The 17,725-nt window shown below is 51.3% G+C and carries 18 protein-coding genes; 6 read left to right on the forward strand and 12 right to left on the reverse strand.

The annotated features are described in order from the left end of the window. Nucleotides 1–90: 90 nt before the first annotated feature. A complete protein-coding gene (gene fpr, locus AC534G_RS24325) occupies nt 91–837 on the forward strand; it encodes a ferredoxin--NADP(+) reductase (protein ID WP_038635988.1) in 747 nt (248 codons plus the stop codon). 70 nt (nt 838–907) lie between these two features. On the opposite strand, the gene AC534G_RS24330 is transcribed toward fpr, so the two are convergent. Continuing rightward, the gene (locus AC534G_RS24330; RefSeq protein ID WP_042313402.1) at nt 908–1,336 is read right to left on the reverse strand and encodes a DUF805 domain-containing protein; all 429 of its coding nucleotides are present in this window, start codon (nt 1,334–1,336) and stop codon (nt 908–910) included. 100 nt (nt 1,337–1,436) lie between these two features. Here AC534G_RS24330 and AC534G_RS24335 point away from each other — a divergent pair, with 100 nt between their 5' ends. Both AC534G_RS24335 and tpiA read left to right on the forward strand, forming a co-directional pair. After that, a complete protein-coding gene (locus AC534G_RS24335) occupies nt 1,437–2,033 on the forward strand; it encodes a YiiQ family protein (protein ID WP_069324864.1) in 597 nt (198 codons plus the stop codon). 111 nt (nt 2,034–2,144) lie between these two features. Then, on the forward strand, nt 2,145–2,912 hold the full coding sequence (gene tpiA / locus AC534G_RS24340; protein WP_038635981.1) for a triose-phosphate isomerase: 768 nt from the start codon (nt 2,145–2,147) through the stop codon (nt 2,910–2,912). 40 nt (nt 2,913–2,952) lie between these two features. Here the strand turns inward: tpiA and AC534G_RS24345 are convergent, their stop codons facing one another. From AC534G_RS24345 to fieF, 6 genes are all read right to left on the reverse strand, one after another. Then, a complete protein-coding gene (locus AC534G_RS24345; RefSeq protein WP_110496311.1) occupies nt 2,953–4,425 on the reverse strand; it encodes a DASS family sodium-coupled anion symporter in 1,473 nt (490 codons plus the stop codon). A 113-nt stretch (nt 4,426–4,538) separates the two neighbouring features. Then, the gene (locus AC534G_RS24350) at nt 4,539–5,843 is read right to left on the reverse strand and encodes an SLC13 family permease (RefSeq protein WP_110496313.1); all 1,305 of its coding nucleotides are present in this window, start codon (nt 5,841–5,843) and stop codon (nt 4,539–4,541) included. 73 nt (nt 5,844–5,916) lie between these two features. Then, entirely contained in the window at nt 5,917–6,666 is a 750-nt protein-coding gene (locus AC534G_RS24355) for a CDP-diacylglycerol diphosphatase (protein WP_038635973.1), read from the reverse strand. Nucleotides 6,667–6,770: 104 nt separating this feature from the next. Next, on the reverse strand, nt 6,771–7,760 hold the full coding sequence (sbp, locus tag AC534G_RS24360; RefSeq protein ID WP_038635971.1) for a sulfate/thiosulfate ABC transporter substrate-binding protein Sbp: 990 nt from the start codon (nt 7,758–7,760) through the stop codon (nt 6,771–6,773). Between the two features lie 204 nt (nt 7,761–7,964). Then, nucleotides 7,965–8,927, reverse strand: a complete 963-nt coding sequence (gene pfkA, locus AC534G_RS24365; RefSeq protein ID WP_006686196.1) for a 6-phosphofructokinase — start codon at nt 8,925–8,927, stop codon at nt 7,965–7,967. Nucleotides 8,928–9,112: 185 nt separating this feature from the next. Further along, the gene (fieF, locus tag AC534G_RS24370) at nt 9,113–10,015 is read right to left on the reverse strand and encodes a CDF family cation-efflux transporter FieF (RefSeq protein ID WP_038635968.1); all 903 of its coding nucleotides are present in this window, start codon (nt 10,013–10,015) and stop codon (nt 9,113–9,115) included. A 325-nt stretch (nt 10,016–10,340) separates the two neighbouring features. Here fieF and AC534G_RS24375 point away from each other — a divergent pair, with 325 nt between their 5' ends. Next, nucleotides 10,341–10,799 (forward strand): DUF3757 domain-containing protein, encoded by a 459-nt coding sequence (locus tag AC534G_RS24375; RefSeq protein ID WP_069324866.1) that lies wholly within the window; start codon nt 10,341–10,343, stop codon nt 10,797–10,799. 123 nt (nt 10,800–10,922) lie between these two features. Here AC534G_RS24375 and cpxP read toward each other — a convergent pair whose 3' ends face one another. Next, complete coding sequence (cpxP, locus tag AC534G_RS24380) at nt 10,923–11,423, reverse strand: cell-envelope stress modulator CpxP (RefSeq protein ID WP_069324867.1); 501 nt, start codon at nt 11,421–11,423, stop codon at nt 10,923–10,925. 150 nt (nt 11,424–11,573) lie between these two features. On the opposite strand from cpxP, the gene cpxR reads away from it, so the two are divergent. Together cpxR and cpxA are read left to right on the forward strand one after the other, a co-directional pair. Next, nucleotides 11,574–12,272: an envelope stress response regulator transcription factor CpxR gene (gene cpxR / locus AC534G_RS24385; RefSeq protein WP_038635960.1), complete on the forward strand. Its 699-nt coding sequence runs from the start codon at nt 11,574–11,576 to the stop codon at nt 12,270–12,272. Further along, a complete protein-coding gene (gene cpxA / locus AC534G_RS24390) occupies nt 12,269–13,642 on the forward strand; it encodes an envelope stress sensor histidine kinase CpxA (protein WP_038635957.1) in 1,374 nt (457 codons plus the stop codon). Before cpxR ends, cpxA begins: the two co-directional genes overlap by 4 nt. 40 nt (nt 13,643–13,682) lie before the next feature. Here the strand turns inward: cpxA and AC534G_RS24395 are convergent, their stop codons facing one another. The 4 genes from AC534G_RS24395 to yiiM form a co-directional block, all read right to left on the reverse strand. Beyond that, a complete protein-coding gene (locus AC534G_RS24395; protein WP_087856673.1) occupies nt 13,683–14,933 on the reverse strand; it encodes an MFS transporter in 1,251 nt (416 codons plus the stop codon). A gap of 117 nt (nt 14,934–15,050) precedes the next feature. Then, entirely contained in the window at nt 15,051–16,007 is a 957-nt protein-coding gene (locus AC534G_RS24400; protein ID WP_060683767.1) for a sugar phosphate isomerase/epimerase family protein, read from the reverse strand. 7 nt (nt 16,008–16,014) lie between these two features. After that, entirely contained in the window at nt 16,015–16,719 is a 705-nt protein-coding gene (locus AC534G_RS24405) for a GntR family transcriptional regulator (RefSeq protein ID WP_060683053.1), read from the reverse strand. A 218-nt stretch (nt 16,720–16,937) separates the two neighbouring features. Further along, nucleotides 16,938–17,612: a 6-hydroxyaminopurine reductase gene (yiiM, locus tag AC534G_RS24410; RefSeq protein WP_087856656.1), complete on the reverse strand. Its 675-nt coding sequence runs from the start codon at nt 17,610–17,612 to the stop codon at nt 16,938–16,940. Between the last annotated feature and the right edge of the window lie 113 nt (nt 17,613–17,725).

Raw genomic sequence — 17,725 nt, forward strand, 5'->3', positions numbered from 1 at the left:
TTGATCAATAGAGCCTTCCAGCCCATCCGGGCTGGAAATCTTTCGTCCAACGAACGAAGATAAGGCAATCAAAGCAGACAGGAGACAACCATGGCAGATTGGGTAACAGGCAAAGTCACAAAGGTGCAGAACTGGACCGATGCCTTATTTAGTTTGACCGTGCGAGCTCCGGTTCTTCCTTTTACTGCTGGCCAGTTTACCAAGCTTGGCCTGGAAATCGACGGCGAGCGCGTCCAGCGCGCCTATTCCTACGTGAATGCGCCTGACAATCCCGATTTAGAGTTTTATCTGGTGACGGTTCCCGACGGCAAACTCAGCCCTCGTTTGGCCGCGCTGAAGCCTGGCGATGACGTTCAGGTGGTCAGTGAAGCCGCTGGCTTCTTCGTGCTGGATGAGGTCCCCGATTGCGACACGCTGTGGATGCTGGCGACCGGCACGGCTATCGGCCCGTATTTGTCGATTTTGCAGTTAGGCAAAGATCTGGATCGCTTTAAAAATCTGGTGCTTGTCCACGCCGCGCGCTATGCCGCCGATTTAAGCTACCTGCCATTGATGCAGGCGCTGGAAAAACGCTACGAAGGTAAATTACGTATCCAGACCGTTGTTAGCCGTGAAACTGCGGCAAATTCGCTGACCGGACGAGTGCCAGCGCTGATTGAAAGCGGTGAGCTGGAAAAAGCGGTAGGTCTGCCAATGGATAAAGAAACCAGCCACGTAATGCTGTGTGGAAATCCACAAATGGTGCGCGACACGCAGCAACTGTTGAAAGAGACCCGGCAGATGACCAAACACCTGCGCCGTCGACCAGGCCATATGACCGCTGAACACTACTGGTAAGAACGTTTTACTGCCCGGTAAGCGTCCCGGGCATTTTGCCGGATGGCGACGCTAACGCGCCTTATCCGGCCTACGAGTCAGCTCTGTACTTTACGTCCTGCGTATCTTTACCGTATTTATTTTCGTCCTGGGTGCCGACAAACGCGCCCAGATCGATAAGCATGCCGACCAAAATCAGCGTCGGAAGAAAACGGCCTACCGCCCATTGCCAGACGCCAGGTAACATTGCCCAGTTTCCGGCCAGCAGCATCCACGCCAGAATCATCAGCAACGCCCACGCTCCTGAACGCCCTCGGTCATGCAGACGCTTTACCGTCACCGCCGCCGTCGGCCATAACAGACACACCAGACAAAATGCTGCGGTTTGAATATCGAGTAATTGCTTACTTGCCAGGGAGAACAACGCCAGCATACTGACGAGCCACAGACCTATCCAAATCCAGAAATCACGGCGTCCAATACGCCCTTTAAATGAGAATAACCACTGCTGTATGGTCATGTAGGTTCCTTTATTATTACCTTCCAGGACAGTTTACCCTTTTGACAAGCCGGACGGTTACCGTTTTAATCGTGAGCAGTGAGAATGAAAGGTACAATTGATGAAGCAAGGATTTACACTGTTTTTATTACTGTTTTCAGCCTTAACCGTCAGCGCTACAGCGCAGGCGGAAGAGCCATCGACGGCAATCACGGCCCCCTATTTGTTGGCGGGCGCGCCAACTTTTGATCTATCGATTAGCCAGTTTCGTGAAAACTTTAATACACAGAATCCAAAGCTTATCCTCAATGAATTCCGTGCCATCGACAGCAGCCGCGACCGGGCGAATCTCACCCGCGCCGCCAGCAAAATCAACGAAAATCTGTATGCGTCATCCGCGCTTGAACGCGGTACATTGAAAATCAAAAGTATGCAGATCACCTGGCTACCGATTCAGGGGCCTGAACAAAAGGCGGCGAAAGCGAAAGCGCTGGAATACATGACCGCCGTCATTCACACCGTCGCGCCGCTGCTGACAAAAGAACAAAGTCAGAAAAAGCTGCAAAAGCTGCTCGCCGCCGGTAAAGGTAAGCACTATTACGCCGAAACAGAAGGCGCTATTCGCTATGTCATAGCAGATAACGGTGAAAAGGGGCTGACCTTCGCTGTTGAACCGATTAAGCTGGCACTATCAGAAAGTCTTGAGAAGGCGAATTGATGACAAAAAGCAAAGCCTTTCCGCAGACGAATCTCTATACTGTTTCACAGACCATGCTGCCCTGACGGGCGGCCATATTCCTTAATTCGCTGACAAGCGTGGAGAAATGAAATGCGACATCCTTTAGTGATGGGTAACTGGAAACTGAACGGCAGCCGCCATATGGTAAACGAACTGGTTGCTAATCTGCGTAAAGAACTGGCTGGCGTTGCTGGCTGTGCAGTAGCGATTGCTCCGCCGGAAATGTATATCGACCTGGCGAAACACGCCGCTGCCGGTAGCCACATCATCCTGGGCGCGCAGAACGTTGACCTGAACCTGTCTGGCGCATTCACCGGTGAAACAAGCGCTGAAATGCTGAAAGATATCGGCGCGCAGTACATCATTATCGGTCACTCTGAGCGCCGTACTTACCACAAAGAGTCTGACGAACTGATCGCGAAGAAATTTGCTGTGCTGAAAGAGCAGGGTCTGACTCCCGTTCTGTGCATTGGTGAAACCGAAGCAGAAAATGAAGCGGGCAAAACTGAAGAAGTCTGCGCACGTCAGATCGACGCCGTTCTGAAAACTCAGGGCGCTGCGGCATTCGAAGGCGTAGTTATCGCTTACGAACCAGTATGGGCTATCGGTACCGGTAAATCTGCAACTCCGGCTCAGGCTCAGGCTGTTCACAAATTCATCCGTGACCACATTGCTAAAGCTGACGCGAAAATCGCTGAACAGGTTATCATCCAGTACGGCGGTTCCGTGAACGCGGGCAACGCTGCTGAACTGTTCGCTCAGCCGGACATCGACGGCGCGCTGGTTGGCGGTGCTTCTCTGAAAGCAGACGCCTTCGCAGTTATCGTTAAAGCAGCAGAAGCCGCTAAACAGGCTTAAGTTGTATGGCGGGAGGAGCACTCCTCCCGTCGCATCAGGTTTACCAGTATCCCAGCCAGTGCCACCAGAAGGCGCCGGTTATCCCCCAAATGGTCAGGTTGACCACACTCATTACCAGCCCCGTTTTCCACCACTCCGCCAGCGTGACATAGCCTGAACCAAAGATGATAGGCGCAGTACCCGTGCCATAGTGCGTGAGCGACATCATCAGCGAGGAGGAGAAGCCGAGCATCAACCCAAGCAGCGCCGGCGGCGCGCCGAGGCCTAATCCTGCGGCGAAGAATGCAGCGAACATCGCCGTGATATGCGCGGTTGTACTGGCGAAAAAGTAGTGCGAGTAGACGTAAAGCAGGATCAGCAATAGCGTCGCGATGCTCCAGTGCACACCAAGATGGTCGATTGCGCTACCCACGCTGGTTGCCAGCCACCCCACCAGCCCCAACTTGCTGAGAAAATCCGCCATCATTACCAGCGCCGCGAACCAGACTATGGTATCCCACGCGCCACGGCACTTAAGAATGTCATCCCAACTTAATACGCCCGCCATCAACAGAATCGACAAACCAATTAACGCGGCGCTGGTAGGGTTTACACTCCAGCCACTGCCCATCAACATCGCGGGCACTCCCGCCCACAGGCAGAGCAGCAAAATGAAGACGCCCAGGGTAATTTTCTCTGCCAGTGAAAGCGGACCTAGCGCATCCAGTTTTTGTCGTGCGAACTGAGGCGCATTTGGCGTGCGTGTGATGGCTGGCGGGTAGAGCCACCAGATAACAATCGGCATAACGACCAGTGAGACCACCGCGGGGAGCAGCGCGGCGATAGCCCACATTCCCCAGGTCATATTCAGCACACCATCCGTTCCCTTCGTTAAAAAGCTAACGATTAAAGGGTTAGGCGCGGTCGCGGTGATGAACATTGCCGAGCTGATGGGGTTAATGTTGTAATTCACCAGCGCCAGATAGCGGCCCGTTGAGCCATTCTCGTTGTTGCCCGGCTGCGATCCGAGGCTTTCCGCAATCGCCCGCATTACCGGGTGAATAATACCGCCGCCACGCGCCGTGTTGCTTGGCGTAACCGGCGCAATCAGGGTTTCCGCAAGGGTTAATGCCCACGCAATACCCAGCGTTCTTTTACCAAACAGCGCAATAAACCCGTAGCCAATACGCGCGCCCAACCCGGTCTTTAACAGGCTTTGCGACAGCATGATGGATAAACCAATCAGCCAAATCAGTTGATTAGAGAATCCGCTCAAGGCATCGTTCAGCGCGGCCGAGGGTTTACCGGGGTTAGTGACGCCGGTCATCGCCACCAGCATAATCGCCACAACCGCAATGGCGCCAATGGGCATGGCTTTACCGATAATCGCTGCGATCGTACCAATGAACAACGCCAGCAGATGCCACGCTTGCGGAGTGACGTCAGGCGGACACGGGATAACAAACCAGATGGCCAGCGTGATCGCGAGCGAAATGATGGCAGGCCAACAGCGGATAGGGGTCAAACTGTCCATGAATCAATCCTTGAGTTTCCAGTGCGCAAATCTGCGCCCCGGTATTAACCGCCATCAGCCCAAATAAAACAATTCATCATCTCACAAAACAAAAAATTAACATTTAGATACAGTTATAATTTACCCAGCATACTGAACCAGAGGTAATCCAACGGCAGAAGCACCAGATATGTTGCCGCCGCCAGCGCAATACACAGCAGCATCCCCGCCCTCGCAGGCACTTTCCCAAGCGCCATCGCCACAACAATGGGTGAAGCCTGATACGGCAGCAGCGGTGTGGAATACCCCAGCACCTGAATCATAATCACCGACAGCAGCGGGAATCCCGTGGCATCGGCAAAGCTTTGCGCCAGCGTGGTATACAGCGCCGGAACACCGTTTGCCGTCATAATAAAATTGAGTGCGGTGGTAATGCCGGTCAGCGCGAGGAAGCTGGTGAACGGTTTTTCCGCGTCCAGCGGCATCACCTGTAACAGCGCCTCGCCCACCGCACTGCCAATACCGGTCTGCGTGACGGTGATCGCCAGCCCCAGAATACCCGCCACGTAGATACAGGTACGGATATTGACCCCACTGGAAAACTCCTCGCCATTAATAAAGCCAACCCGAGGTAGCAGCGTGATAACCGCCGCCGCCAGTCCGGTCCACGCTGGACCAATGCCGTGCCAGCTTTCGCTTACCCACAAAAACAACACCACCGCTAACATCCATGCCAGACGTTTTTCATCCCGGCTCATCGGCTCAGGCGGCGTTAAATCTCGCGGCGCATGGGGCTTACCAGGAAACAGCCAGCAGATAAGTACGATGAGTATCGCGCCTTTGAGCCAGCCCAGAACCGGCGTATGCAGTAGTAAATAAGGCAGATAATTCAGGTGGATACCGTAGGAACCTTCCGCTGCGCCGCTCATCACCAGATTCGGCACGTTAGCGGGTAAAATCGTCGCGGAAAGCTGGAACGTCCCAAACCCGACGGCCAGCGCCAGACCATACCAGGCTCGCGTGCCGTCGTTAATTCCCGCCCGTTTCGCCATCGCGGCAACAATCGGCATCAGCAGCGCAATACGCCCCATGTTGGACGGCATTACAAATGCCAGCGCATAACTTAGCAGTACCACACTCGCTACCATTAACGGCCAGGAGTCGGTCAATCGCGATGACAGCGCCCTCGCCGCCCTGTCCGCCAATCCCGTTTTACGAATCGCGATACCCAGCACGAATCCACTGAAGACCAGCCAGAACGCCGACGACGCAAAGCCGCCAAAAATCACATCCGGTGACGCGATTTTGACCACCATCGCCACGGCAAAGAATAGCAGCGCCGTTATAAATTCCGGCAGCAGCGACGTCGCCCAGAGAAGAATGGTGATGCCAACCACCAGAGAAGGGATAAACAAAGGGTGCGAAAGCCAGAGCGACATGCCTGTCTCCTGTTGTTTTTTTCAACAAGAATACGGGGACAGGCATGCGGAGTAAACGCCAGATTAGGTAGGGTTAGCGCAGAATATCACATTGATGATCCTGAATTTCCTCAGCAGAGGCGAGATTCAGCGACAGCAAGTTACGCTGAGTCGCCAGCAGGACAAAGGACTCATCGCTCTGGCGCACCATCGCCAGCGCATAGCTGCCCATATGTTCTCGCGCATCCGGTACTTCTTCCGCCAGCATAATAAACGGGCTGCGTTGCGCCAGTTCATTCTCCGTGACGCGACGCGCCAGATATTCATGCCCACGTAATCCACCCGGCAAAGGCAACCAGCGGGTGCTGATTTTCGCCATGTTGTCATCCAGTTGTTTTCTGACATCGGTCCGCAGGCAGGAGATATGAATGTGTAGGTGATTTTGCGTACGACCACTACGCGAGTTAATGGTCAGCGATACCGCTTTGTCAGGGATCTCCTGACCGTATTTTTGGCTCATAAAGCTACGCGCCTGCCAGGCCAGCCAGAAAAAGTTCGGCGTGCCTGATTCCAACAGCAACGGGCTTTCCGTACCATTGATACGGTAACCAGGCATCAACAGATATTGCAGCGGACCGTTACGATCTTTGAACACCACATATCCGGCGTCAGGTTTCACTTCCACGCACGGTGCGGGATCCTGCTGCTGCAACTGGTGCGGCAAGCATTGCTGGAGAACAATCTGGCGTAACGCGTCCGGGTTGCCGGTGAATTTCCAGTAACCAATGCCAGCAGCGGCAGCCACCACAATCACCGCCAGTAAAAGATAACCTGCTTTTTTCATTACGCGTTCCCTGTATCCTATTGAGGGGCAAGAGTAACGCAAAACCATGACAAATAAAAAACCCGGTCGCGTTATGCCACCGGGTTGGTAACTCACAGATTTATTTAACGCTTGCTGATCTGGTCGAACGTACCGCCGTTAGAAAAGTGCTCTTTCTGTGCTTTCGTCCAGCCGCCAAACTCTTCGTCAATGGTGAACAGCTTCAGCTTCGGAAAGACATTTTCGTATTTCTTCGCCACTTCAGCATCACGCGGACGGTAGAAGTTTTTCGCTGCTATCTCCTGACCTTCCGGCGAGTAGAGATACTTCAGGTAGGCTTCCGCTACCGCTTTGGTGTCTTTCTTTTCCACCACTTTGTCGACCACGGAAACGGTCGGCTCCGCGAGAATCGATTCACTCGGGGTCACTATCTCGAATTTATCTTTACCCAGTTCGTTCGTCGCCAGTAGCGCTTCGTTTTCCCAGGCAATCAGCACATCACCGATACCGCGTTCAACGAAGGTATTGGTTGAGCCACGCGCACCAGAGTCCAGCACTTCAACGTTTTTAAACAGGGCTTTGACAAAGTCTTGCGCTTTGGCCTGATCGTTATTGTTGTGGTGCAGGGCGTAGCCCCATGCCGCCAGATAGTTCCAGCGTGCGCCGCCTGAGCTTTTCGGGTTTGGCGTAATGACCGATACGCCCGGTTTGATCAGATCGTTCCAGTCATGAATTTGTTTTGGATTGCCTTTGCGGACCAGGAAAACGATGGTGGAGGTGTAAGGTGCTGAGTTATCCGGCAGACGCTTGATCCAGTTTTTATCGATACGACCACGTTCAGCAATAGCGTCCACATCGTAAGCCAGCGCCAGCGTCACAACATCGGCTTCAATGCCATTAATGACGGAAGTCGCCTGTTTACCCGAACCGCCGTGCGATTGGCGGATCACGACGTTGTCGCCAGTTTCCTGCTTCCAGTGCGCGCTAAAAGCTTTGTTGTACTGCTCGTACAGTTCACGCGTTGGATCGTACGATACGTTAAGTAACTGAATGTCCTTTGCCAGAACGCTGGTCGATGCCAGCAATAATGTTAACCCTACGCCCCATTTGTTCATCGCCCAGCTCTCTTATGTGGTGTTGTGATGAGCAAAGCGTGCCAGAAAGCGATCCAAACATTAAAGAATAAAAAAAGATTTGCTATAACTTCGAGGAATAAATCTGAGGGATTGCCGGATGGCGGCTAACGCCTAATCCGGCCTGCAAGTCTCAGCAACCTGAAGGCCGGATAAGCGTAGCGCCATCAGGCGCGCAAAAAACAATCAGTACAGTTTTTTCGCGCAGTCCAGCCAGTCACCTTTGAACGGACGCTTCATGTTTTCGATAGCGTCGATGATGTCATGGTGAACCAGTTTTTCGTTCTGAATACCTACGCAACGGCCACCGTGACCTTCGAGCAGCAATTCAATGGCATACGCGCCCATACGGGACGCCAGAATACGGTCATAAGGAACCGGAGAACCACCACGCTGGATGTGACCCAGTACGGTTGAACGCGTTTCACGGCCCGTTTCTTTCTCGATGTAATGCGCCAGTTCGTCAACGTCGCACATGTGCTCAGTGATCGCTACAATCGCGTGCTTTTTACCTTTCGCGATACCGGCTTTGATTTCAGCAACCAGATCGTCACGGCTGAATTCTACTTCCGGAACCACTACGAACTCACAACCGCCGGCAATCGCTGCCGCCAGGGTCAGATCGCCACAGTAGCGGCCCATCACTTCAACGATAGAGATACGCTGGTGAGAAGAAGAGGTATCACGCAGACGGTCAATCGCTTCGACGACAGTACCCAGCGCGGTGAAATAACCGATGGTGTAGTCGGTGCCCTTGATATCGTTGTCGATAGTGCCCGGCAGACCGATGCACGGGAAGCCCATTTCAGTCAGGCGTTTCGCACCCATGTAAGAACCATCACCGCCGATAACAACCAGGGCGTCGATGCCACGCTTCTTCAGGTTTTCGATAGCCACCGCACGCACGTTTTCGTCGCGGAATTCCGGGAAGCGGGCAGAACCGAGGAAGGTACCGCCACGGTTGATCATGTCGGACACGCTATAGCGGTCAAGCTGGACCATACGGTCTTCATACAAACCCAGGTAGCCATCATGGATCCCCATGACTTCCAGCCCTTCCGTCAACGCTGCACGCACAACACCACGGATTGCTGCGTTCATGCCCGGCGCATCACCGCCGCTTGTCAACACACCGATTTTCTTAATCATGACTACCTCTGAACTTTGGAATGCAAAATGAAATCTGCTGCCGGAAGTCGATTCCGCATATCGAAACGATCCAACGAATATGCAGATAGTATAACAATCACTTCCTGCTGAATTGATTCAGGTCAGGCCAAATGGTGGTAATTTATACACAAAATGCTGGCCTGGTTCACTTTTTTTACAACGAATTATGAAAGCTCAAACATCTTGCCTTCCTTGGGTACGACCGAACAGGGATCCTGATGAATGATGACATCCGATCCCGGGAAACGTCGCAAAATTGCCTGCTCGACCTGCTCAGCCACTACATGCGCCTGAACGAGCGGCAGATTATCTTCCATTTCCAAATGAATCTGAATAAAGCGGGTCGGCCCTGACTGCCGCGTACGAAGATCGTGAGCGCCGCTGACTCCCGGCCATGACGTCACGATATCAATAATTTCCTGACGTTCTTCATCGGGTAAAGCGCGATCCAGCAATGACTGTACCGCCTCATACCCCATGCGTAATGCGCTATATAAAATATAGATGCCAATCCCGAGCGCAAACAAGGCATCTGCGCGATGCCAGCCGTACCATGCCAGCCCAAGCGCAATGAGAATCGCACCGTTCATCATAACATCAGACTGATAATGAAGCATATCCGCCCGAACTGCCTGACTTTGCGTACGCTTTACCACCCAGCGCTGAAACGAGACCAGTATGATTGTGCACACTAACGCAATGATGGTGACAATCACCCCGACACCGGGATCTTTCATCGGCGTGGGTTGGATAAGATGCTGAATCCCGGTCAGGAATAAAAACAGCGCCGAACCGGAAATAAACATGCTTTGCGCCAGCGCCGCCAGCGATTCCGCTTTACCATGTCCGAAGGTATGTTCATCATCGGCCGGCTGCAAAGAATAGCGCACCACCAACAGGTTGGTTAACGACGCCGCGATATCCACCAAAGAATCCACCAGTGCAGCCAGAATACTGACCGATCCGGTGTACCACCACGCAAAAATTTTGATCAAAAGTAACAGCGATGCCATCACGGTCGCCGCGATTGCCGCCCGACTAACCAGCCGCCCATAGGTTTGATTCATAAACACTCCTGCCATCATCTTGGCGTAGTATAACTCATAGCGATGAACGTCTGACGACAGCGAAGTGTAGAAAATGAGATATAACCGTTTAGCACCAGCCTGAGTAAACAATTATCAACAAAGTGAATAATAGAAAACATTTTATATATATATCATTTAGCATCAATTAAAAATCAAACGACCTAAACAATAATAAAAATCGGCACAGCCTCTGAATTACTCATAATTAATATTGCCTTTACTACTCTTTTATTCTTATATTTTCCTTGCAGGTCACTTATTCACTCTGTAATAGATAAGTCAAGCGAATATAAAGGAAAAAATAATGAAACATAGTATATGTACTGCGCTTACGCTCGCCCTGCTTTCAGGCTCTGCGGCAGCCGCGACGGAAAGCATGCAATGCCCAGCGCCAGAAAACATCACTTATGAAAACCATATTTATACCTCTCCCGTTACCTTATCCGGATGGGAAGGGAGCTGGAATTCTCAAGTACACCAACAGAAGGACATTAAACGCTTCGTCACTGCACTTTATTTTGCAAAAAATAAACTGGCTGAAGGCGTATTAGTCAACTGCACTTACGAACTGGCAAACGGCCAGGAAATTGACCTGACGTATAGCCGTAAAGGGAAAGAGAATATACTCAGCAATCTGATTGTGTCGATTGAAGGAAACGATAACTGGTATCCTGAATCGGCCGCAAAAACCGAACGTTTTTATGATTGCGACAAGTCAGCAGACGCCTGCGGATTCGAACCACTGCAGACAGTCAATAACTGATCCCTTCTCCCTTCGCCTGCCACCCAAGCACGCCCCATCAGAGACCGTTTTTTGGGCAAAAAAAACCCCCACATCATGTGGGGGAAGACAGGGATGGTGTCTATGGCAAGGAAAACAGGGTTACTACTGGGAACGTGAGTTGCTACTACTCAATAAATTCAACGATGAGCTTTTTTGCCAGTGCGCGACGTCGCGCAGTTGCTCCATTCGTTGTTCATGTTTCTCATTTAAAACCGCTTGCTGCTCGGGCGTTAACAGGCGATACATCTGGTTGCGAATCCTGGCTATTTCAACCTGGCGGGCAACCTGTTCTTGCGCCATTCTTTCTGCCTGAGCGCGCACAGCGCTTTCGTCAAATTTCTCTGCGGTGACAAGGCGATGCATTGTCTCCATTTCGCTAACATTAACAGGAGGCTGTTCGTGTCTTGCCTGCTGCATTAAATCTCGCATCTGTTGACGTTGATGTTCGGTTAAACTGATACCGTCAAACATGTGGCTCTGTACGCTGCGTTGCGCGGAGCCTTCACCCAGGTGCCAGTGATCGCCTGTGACGACTTCAGCTGCATGGCTTAAGGTACTGAATGCCAGCGTTGAGGCCATGACGGCAGCGGTAACTTTGCCCATCACTTGCTCCCAAAATCTTTTCTGTCGCGATTCAACGAGAGACAGTTTACGATTCGGGCTGCAAACATGCGTCAGGGGGTGTAAAACAACGTAAAGTCATAGATTAGCGACGCCTGATGACGTAATTTCTGCCTCGGAGGTACGTAAACAATGAATAAAATCCTGTTAGTTGATGATGACCGAGAGCTGACTTCCCTGTTAAAGGAGTTGCTCGAAATGGAAGGTTTCGATGTGCTGGTTGCCCATGATGGGGAACAGGCGCTCGAGCTTCTGGATGACAGCATCGATTTACTTTTGCTCGACGTCATGATGCCGAAGAAAAACGGCATCGATACACTGAAAGCGCTTCGCCAGACACACCAGACCCCCGTAATCATGCTGACCGCTCGCGGCAGCGAATTGGATCGCGTTCTCGGCCTTGAACTGGGCGCGGACGACTATTTACCGAAACCGTTTAACGACCGCGAACTGGTCGCGCGCATCCGCGCTATTCTGCGTCGCTCGCACTGGAGCGAACAGCAGCAGAGCAGCGACAACGGTTCGCCGACTCTGGAAGTGGATGCGTTAAGCCTCAACCCTGGTCGCCAGGAAGCCAGCTTCGACGGGCAAACTCTGGAGCTAACCGGCACCGAATTCACCCTGCTCTATTTGCTGGCGCAGCATCTCGGCCAGGTGGTTTCGCGTGAACATCTGAGCCAGGAAGTGCTGGGCAAACGCCTGACGCCTTTCGATCGCGCGATCGACATGCATATCTCGAACCTGCGTCGTAAGCTGCCAGAGCGTAAAGATGGGCATCCGTGGTTTAAAACGCTGCGTGGTCGCGGCTACCTGATGGTCTCCGCTTCATGATAGGGAGTTTAACCGCACGCATCTTTGCCATCTTCTGGTTGACGCTGGCACTGGTGTTGATGTTGGTACTGATGCTACCCAAGCTCGACTCACGTCAGATGACCGAGCTACTGGACAGCGAGCAGCGCCAGGGGTTGATGATTGAGCAACACGTTGAAGCTGAACTGGCGAACGATCCACCCAACGATTTGATGTGGTGGCGTCGCTTGTTTCGGGCGATAGACAAGTGGGCGCCGCCAGGGCAGCGGTTATTACTTGTTACCACGGAAGGACGCGTGATCGGCGCAGAACGCAACGAAATGCAGATCATTCGTAACTTTATTGGTCAGGCCGATAACGCCGACCATCCGCAAAAGAAAAAATACGGTCGCGTTGAGATGGTCGGGCCTTTTTCCGTCAGAGACGGTGAAGATAACTACCAGTTGTATCTCATTCGACCTGCCAGCAGCTCGCAATCTGACTTTATCAACCTGCTGTTCGACCGACCGCTGTTGTTGCTGATCGTCACCATGTTAGTCAGCTCTCCGTTATTGCTCTGGCTTGCCTGGAGTCTGGCGAAACCGGCGCGTAAGTTGAAAAACGCGGCAGATGAAGTGGCCCAGGGCAACCTGCGCCAGCATCCGGAACTGGAAGCCGGTCCGCAGGAGTTTCTGGCGGCGGGCGCCAGCTTTAACCAGATGGTGACGGCGCTGGAGCGGATGATGACCACGCAGCAACGCCTGCTGTCGGACATCTCTCACGAGTTGAGAACGCCGTTGACGCGTCTGCAACTGGGCACTGCCCTGCTGCGTCGTCGTAATGGCGAGAGCAAGGAGCTGGAGCGCATTGAAACAGAAGCGCACCGGCTGGACAGCATGATCAACGACCTGCTGGTGATGTCACGTAATCAGCAGAAAAACGCGCTGGTCAGTGAAACGGTGAAAGCCAATCAGCTATGGGGCGAAGTGCTGGATAACGCCGCCTTTGAAGCCGAGCAGATGGGTAAATCGCTCACGGTGAATTTCCCGCCGGGTCCGTGGCCGCTGTACGGTAACCCAAATGCGCTGGAAAGCGCACTGGAAAACATTGTGCGCAACGCCCTGCGCTATTCACACACGCAGATTGAAGTGGGCTTCGCGGTGGATAAAGACGGGATCACCATCACCGTGGACGACGATGGCCCGGGCGTTAGCCCTGAAGACCGGGAGCAGATTTTCCGTCCGTTCTATCGTACCGATGAGGCGCGCGATCGCGAGTCTGGCGGAACGGGGCTGGGTCTGGCGATTGTGGAAACCGCGATCCAGCAGCATCGTGGCTGGGTGAAGGCCGAAGACAGCCCGCTGGGTGGTTTACGGCTGGTGATTTGGTTACCGCTGTACAAACGCGCTTAACAGGCTTCCCCGGTCACGTATTGCCGGGGAAGCACTCACATTATGCAGTTGCGGTCGCAGCCGCTAGCTTTTGCTTTTTAATCCGCTTCACCAGAATTGTCGAACAGATAAAGCCCATTAAGCTGAACGCAATCATCACGCTAAAGACATAGTTGTAGCCCGTGATGCCGCTATTGGTGTCCAGCAAATAGCCGTATAACGTGTACGCAAACATGGCTGGCATATAACCGATGATGCAACCAAACGCCATTGCCGAACCGGCATACTCACGTGGCGTACCAATCTCATCCATTGGCGCGAAGAAAATCGCACGCTGTGAGAAGATAATCGCCCCGAATCCTAATGTTGCGGCCATACCGATATACACGTTCATTGTTTGATGCGGCAACTGCATGAAAACAAGCATCGCAACGGCAGAGATCAGAAAGGTCCATTTCAGGTACACCGTCGGCGATTTAGCAACCTTATCCGCCAGCAGCCCGCCAATCGGCCCTCCTACCATTTTTAACGCATACTGGTTGATGATGCCGTACGCGCCGACCAGTGCTACCGGCAACATGTAGATGTCTTTTAAGAAGGGAATAAAATAAGTCAGCCCACAATATGCTGCGTAAACGAAGAAAATCCCTAAAGAAGCCAACCAGACGTTAGGGCAGGACAAAACATGTTTAATACCCTTTAACACTTCCATATTGGCACTGGTATTCTCGCCGCCTTTCACTTTGTCGTCATCGACAATAAAGTACGTCACAATACCTGCCGCAAGCGTAATGACCGTATAAAACAACAGACCCGCCTGCATGCCCGCTTTGCCTTCACCAAACTGAACAAAAACAAACAGGGCGCCAGAAGCGACGATGACATCCACCACGCCGCGTCCGGCTTCTAAAAAGCCAAACATGCGGCCTTGTTCTTCTTTCGTACCCAGCAGACGTACGGCTTTCAGCAATACCGGCCAATACACCACATCGGCAAAGAACGCCATTGCGGCAAAGCAAATGAGATAACCGGTAAATGACGGTAGCGTTGCCAGATATAAACCGCAAAGCCCTACGCCGATCAGACCAAAGGGTAATAATATTTTCTTAGAATAACGGTCTGCAATATAGAGCGAAAGAAACAGTCCGGTTGTCTGAACAATCGTATAAACCGTAAAGCTTAAGCCAATCTGCGTATTGGTTAAACCCCAGTCATTTTGCATTGGCACATAGAAAACATCTTTCATACTTGAAAGTTTGAATATTGTGCCGCCGCCTAAAATCAAAAAACAAAGCCTTGCCCATTTATTCATGAACATGAGTAAACCCTCATTGCTTGTTGAGAGAAATATCCAGATTAAATTATATAATTAATAAAATTGTAGAGTTATTTTCATAACCCTTTTCGCATTAAGTAAAATTTTAAAAAGTTATTGATTACCTATAAATTTATTACACAAGTCACGAATATATTTTATTTGAGCCAGAGCATGTTCTTTTTCCTGCGCCAGTCGCGCATCAATCATGTCAGCGTCAGGTAGCGGCGTATAACTTGCATCGCGCCATGGGATCCAGGGATTATCACCTTCATCATCGAAACGAAATGCCGGTGCATAATATTCAACCTCTTCTTCCAGACCAAAAGCATGTACTTGCGGTTTATCTTCGCCTAAGAGTAATAATGCTTTGAGCATCTCTTCCATGGGTAAGTCGCCATATCCAGAACGACAAGCCTCATGCCCCCAGCCTTTACCTTCTTTAATAATTTTAGCGTCTTTGATATGTACCTGAGTGATCAGAGGAGACATAACCTCTAACGCAGAAAGCGGCTGCTCATTAGCATTAATCATGTTGCCAAAATCAAACAGAATAGAGAGATTCTTCATTCCACTATTCTTAACCAGCGTCACCAGCTCATGGCCTTGCAGATCTTCATGCTGTTCGATGGTAAAGCTTAGGCCGCAATCATCATACTGAGACAACCACGCAATATCATTGGCGATCTTCGCCATAACATCGTTGAGATGCCCTTCATAGCGCGGGTAGAAACGAACTGACGTTGCGCCAGTTGCCACGGCAATACGGATCGCATCCGTCAACGTCGCCTTGTCCGATGCGCTCGTTTCGATATGCACATCCAAATTATATTTTTTGGCCTTTTCTTTAAAATCGTGTAACTGTCGATCGTTTAGTTTCTGCAGTGACTGGGATTCACCATCCTCAACATGTATTTTTACACCTTTTAATTTTTGCTGATATGCAATATCCAGAAGATCGCCAGGAAGGACTCTCTCATAGCGCATATTCAGATGAAAGGCATAAGCATGTAGGTACAGCGGTATATTTCTCGCGCGTTCAGCGAGAAGTTCCTGGTTATATTTTCCCATAGTTTTCTCATTCATCACGAATAACAAGTTCCACTGATTCAAGTCGCCAGTATTCAAAATCAACCTGAACCACTTTTTTATCTCGGGTTGCCCGATGTTTTTCTACTAAAATTCCATAAGTATTTGGCGCAACGCCCAGTTCTTTACAGGCCACTTCCGGCATGTTGACCGGTTTAAAAATCATTTCTTTGATATTTAATACATGACCAAACGCATCTTCCCAGACGCTGGCAAAAGACTGATTGCCAAGTTTGTTTATGAATCCTGGCGCAACATCGGCATCAATATAGGATTCATGATAAAACACTTTATGCGAATCAAGACCACACCAGCCGGTAACTAAATAGCGATCGCCGGAGGAGAGAAAAACATCCTCAACATGGTGCGGAACCGTCTCAATCGTTTCCTTGGTCAAATAATCCCAAAAAGGTTTACGCCCCTGGGCACAGGCCTCGGCATTGAAGCTGGAAAGTGATTTCGGGTTATAAATGAATCGCTTCGATGAAATAAACCACCCGCTACGGTTCTTGCGGAAAATACGTGCATCAATCTCCAGCTCGATCAGAACCTGACGTAAGGTCATGCGCTTTGCATCCAGCAACTCACATAGCTCTCTCTCCGAAGGCAATTTGGAGCCCGCTGGCAAATTATTCTCGTTTAACCAGCTTTCAAAGCGCTCTCTGAGCACATCAACATTGTTTTTCTTTTTCATCTCACTCAATCTGGTTTAAACCAATTTGAAGCTAAGATATTTGAGTGCACGAAATACTCAAGTTTTTTTTCAACGCATCGTTTCTTTTTGTGGGCCAGGTATCAAGAATGGCCTGGACATATGGCGCGACAGGCAGGTTTTAGTACGTGAGGAGATGAACCATGAGGACGATAAATCAGGTGTCGCCACCTGATTTAATGGCAAGCTAAAGGTGAGCGTTATTTCCCCCACAAACGGCGGGAATTATCTTCGATCTTGCCACTTAAACGGCGCTTTTGCATCGTTCTGGTCCAGCTCTTCGATAACCCGGCAGCCGACAGTAAACGGTGATACTGCGAGTCATCAAACGGCATATGCCAGGCAATGGCAATCGCCTCGCGCACGCTGACGTCGCTGACGCGTGACGCCAGGATCAACGGCGCGTCCGTCGAAACCTGACCGGGAGCGATGACGCTGCATAGCCAGCCCGTCTTGCCCGCATTCTGCATCTGGCTGGCCATATCACTAATACCAAAATGGAAATTCAGCTTAAAGCACGGCGAGCGCGGCTGTGTGACCTGAATCAGCGCGTCTCCCCACTGGAAAATGTCGCCAATATACACATTCTCTTCCGTCAGCCCCTCAGTGGAGAGGTTTTCGCCAAAAGCGGGCGCGACAAATAACTCCGCCTGCTCCGGAAACTCTTGTCTCCAGTGCTGATAGTGTTCACGCGGATAGTGGCACAGCGCGCGATCCGGCCCGCCGTGAATTTTCGTTTCCGCCTGTTCATCCCCCGTCAGGCCCAGTTCGGTCAGCATCAGCTCACCATCGACCTGAACTTTAGCAATCGCGCTGGGACGACTTCCCGTGTAGTCCCGAATCTTGCCTGTAAAAACATCGACCGGATATCGCATCTGTTCCCTCTCCCGATAAATTTCCCCCATTACACCATATTTATTTTATCCCAGTCGCTCAAAATGAGAGCACGGTTCACATGAAGCTTAGGGACACATGCTATCAATGTAAG

This window comes from Citrobacter sp. CRE-46 (genome assembly GCF_059615875.1).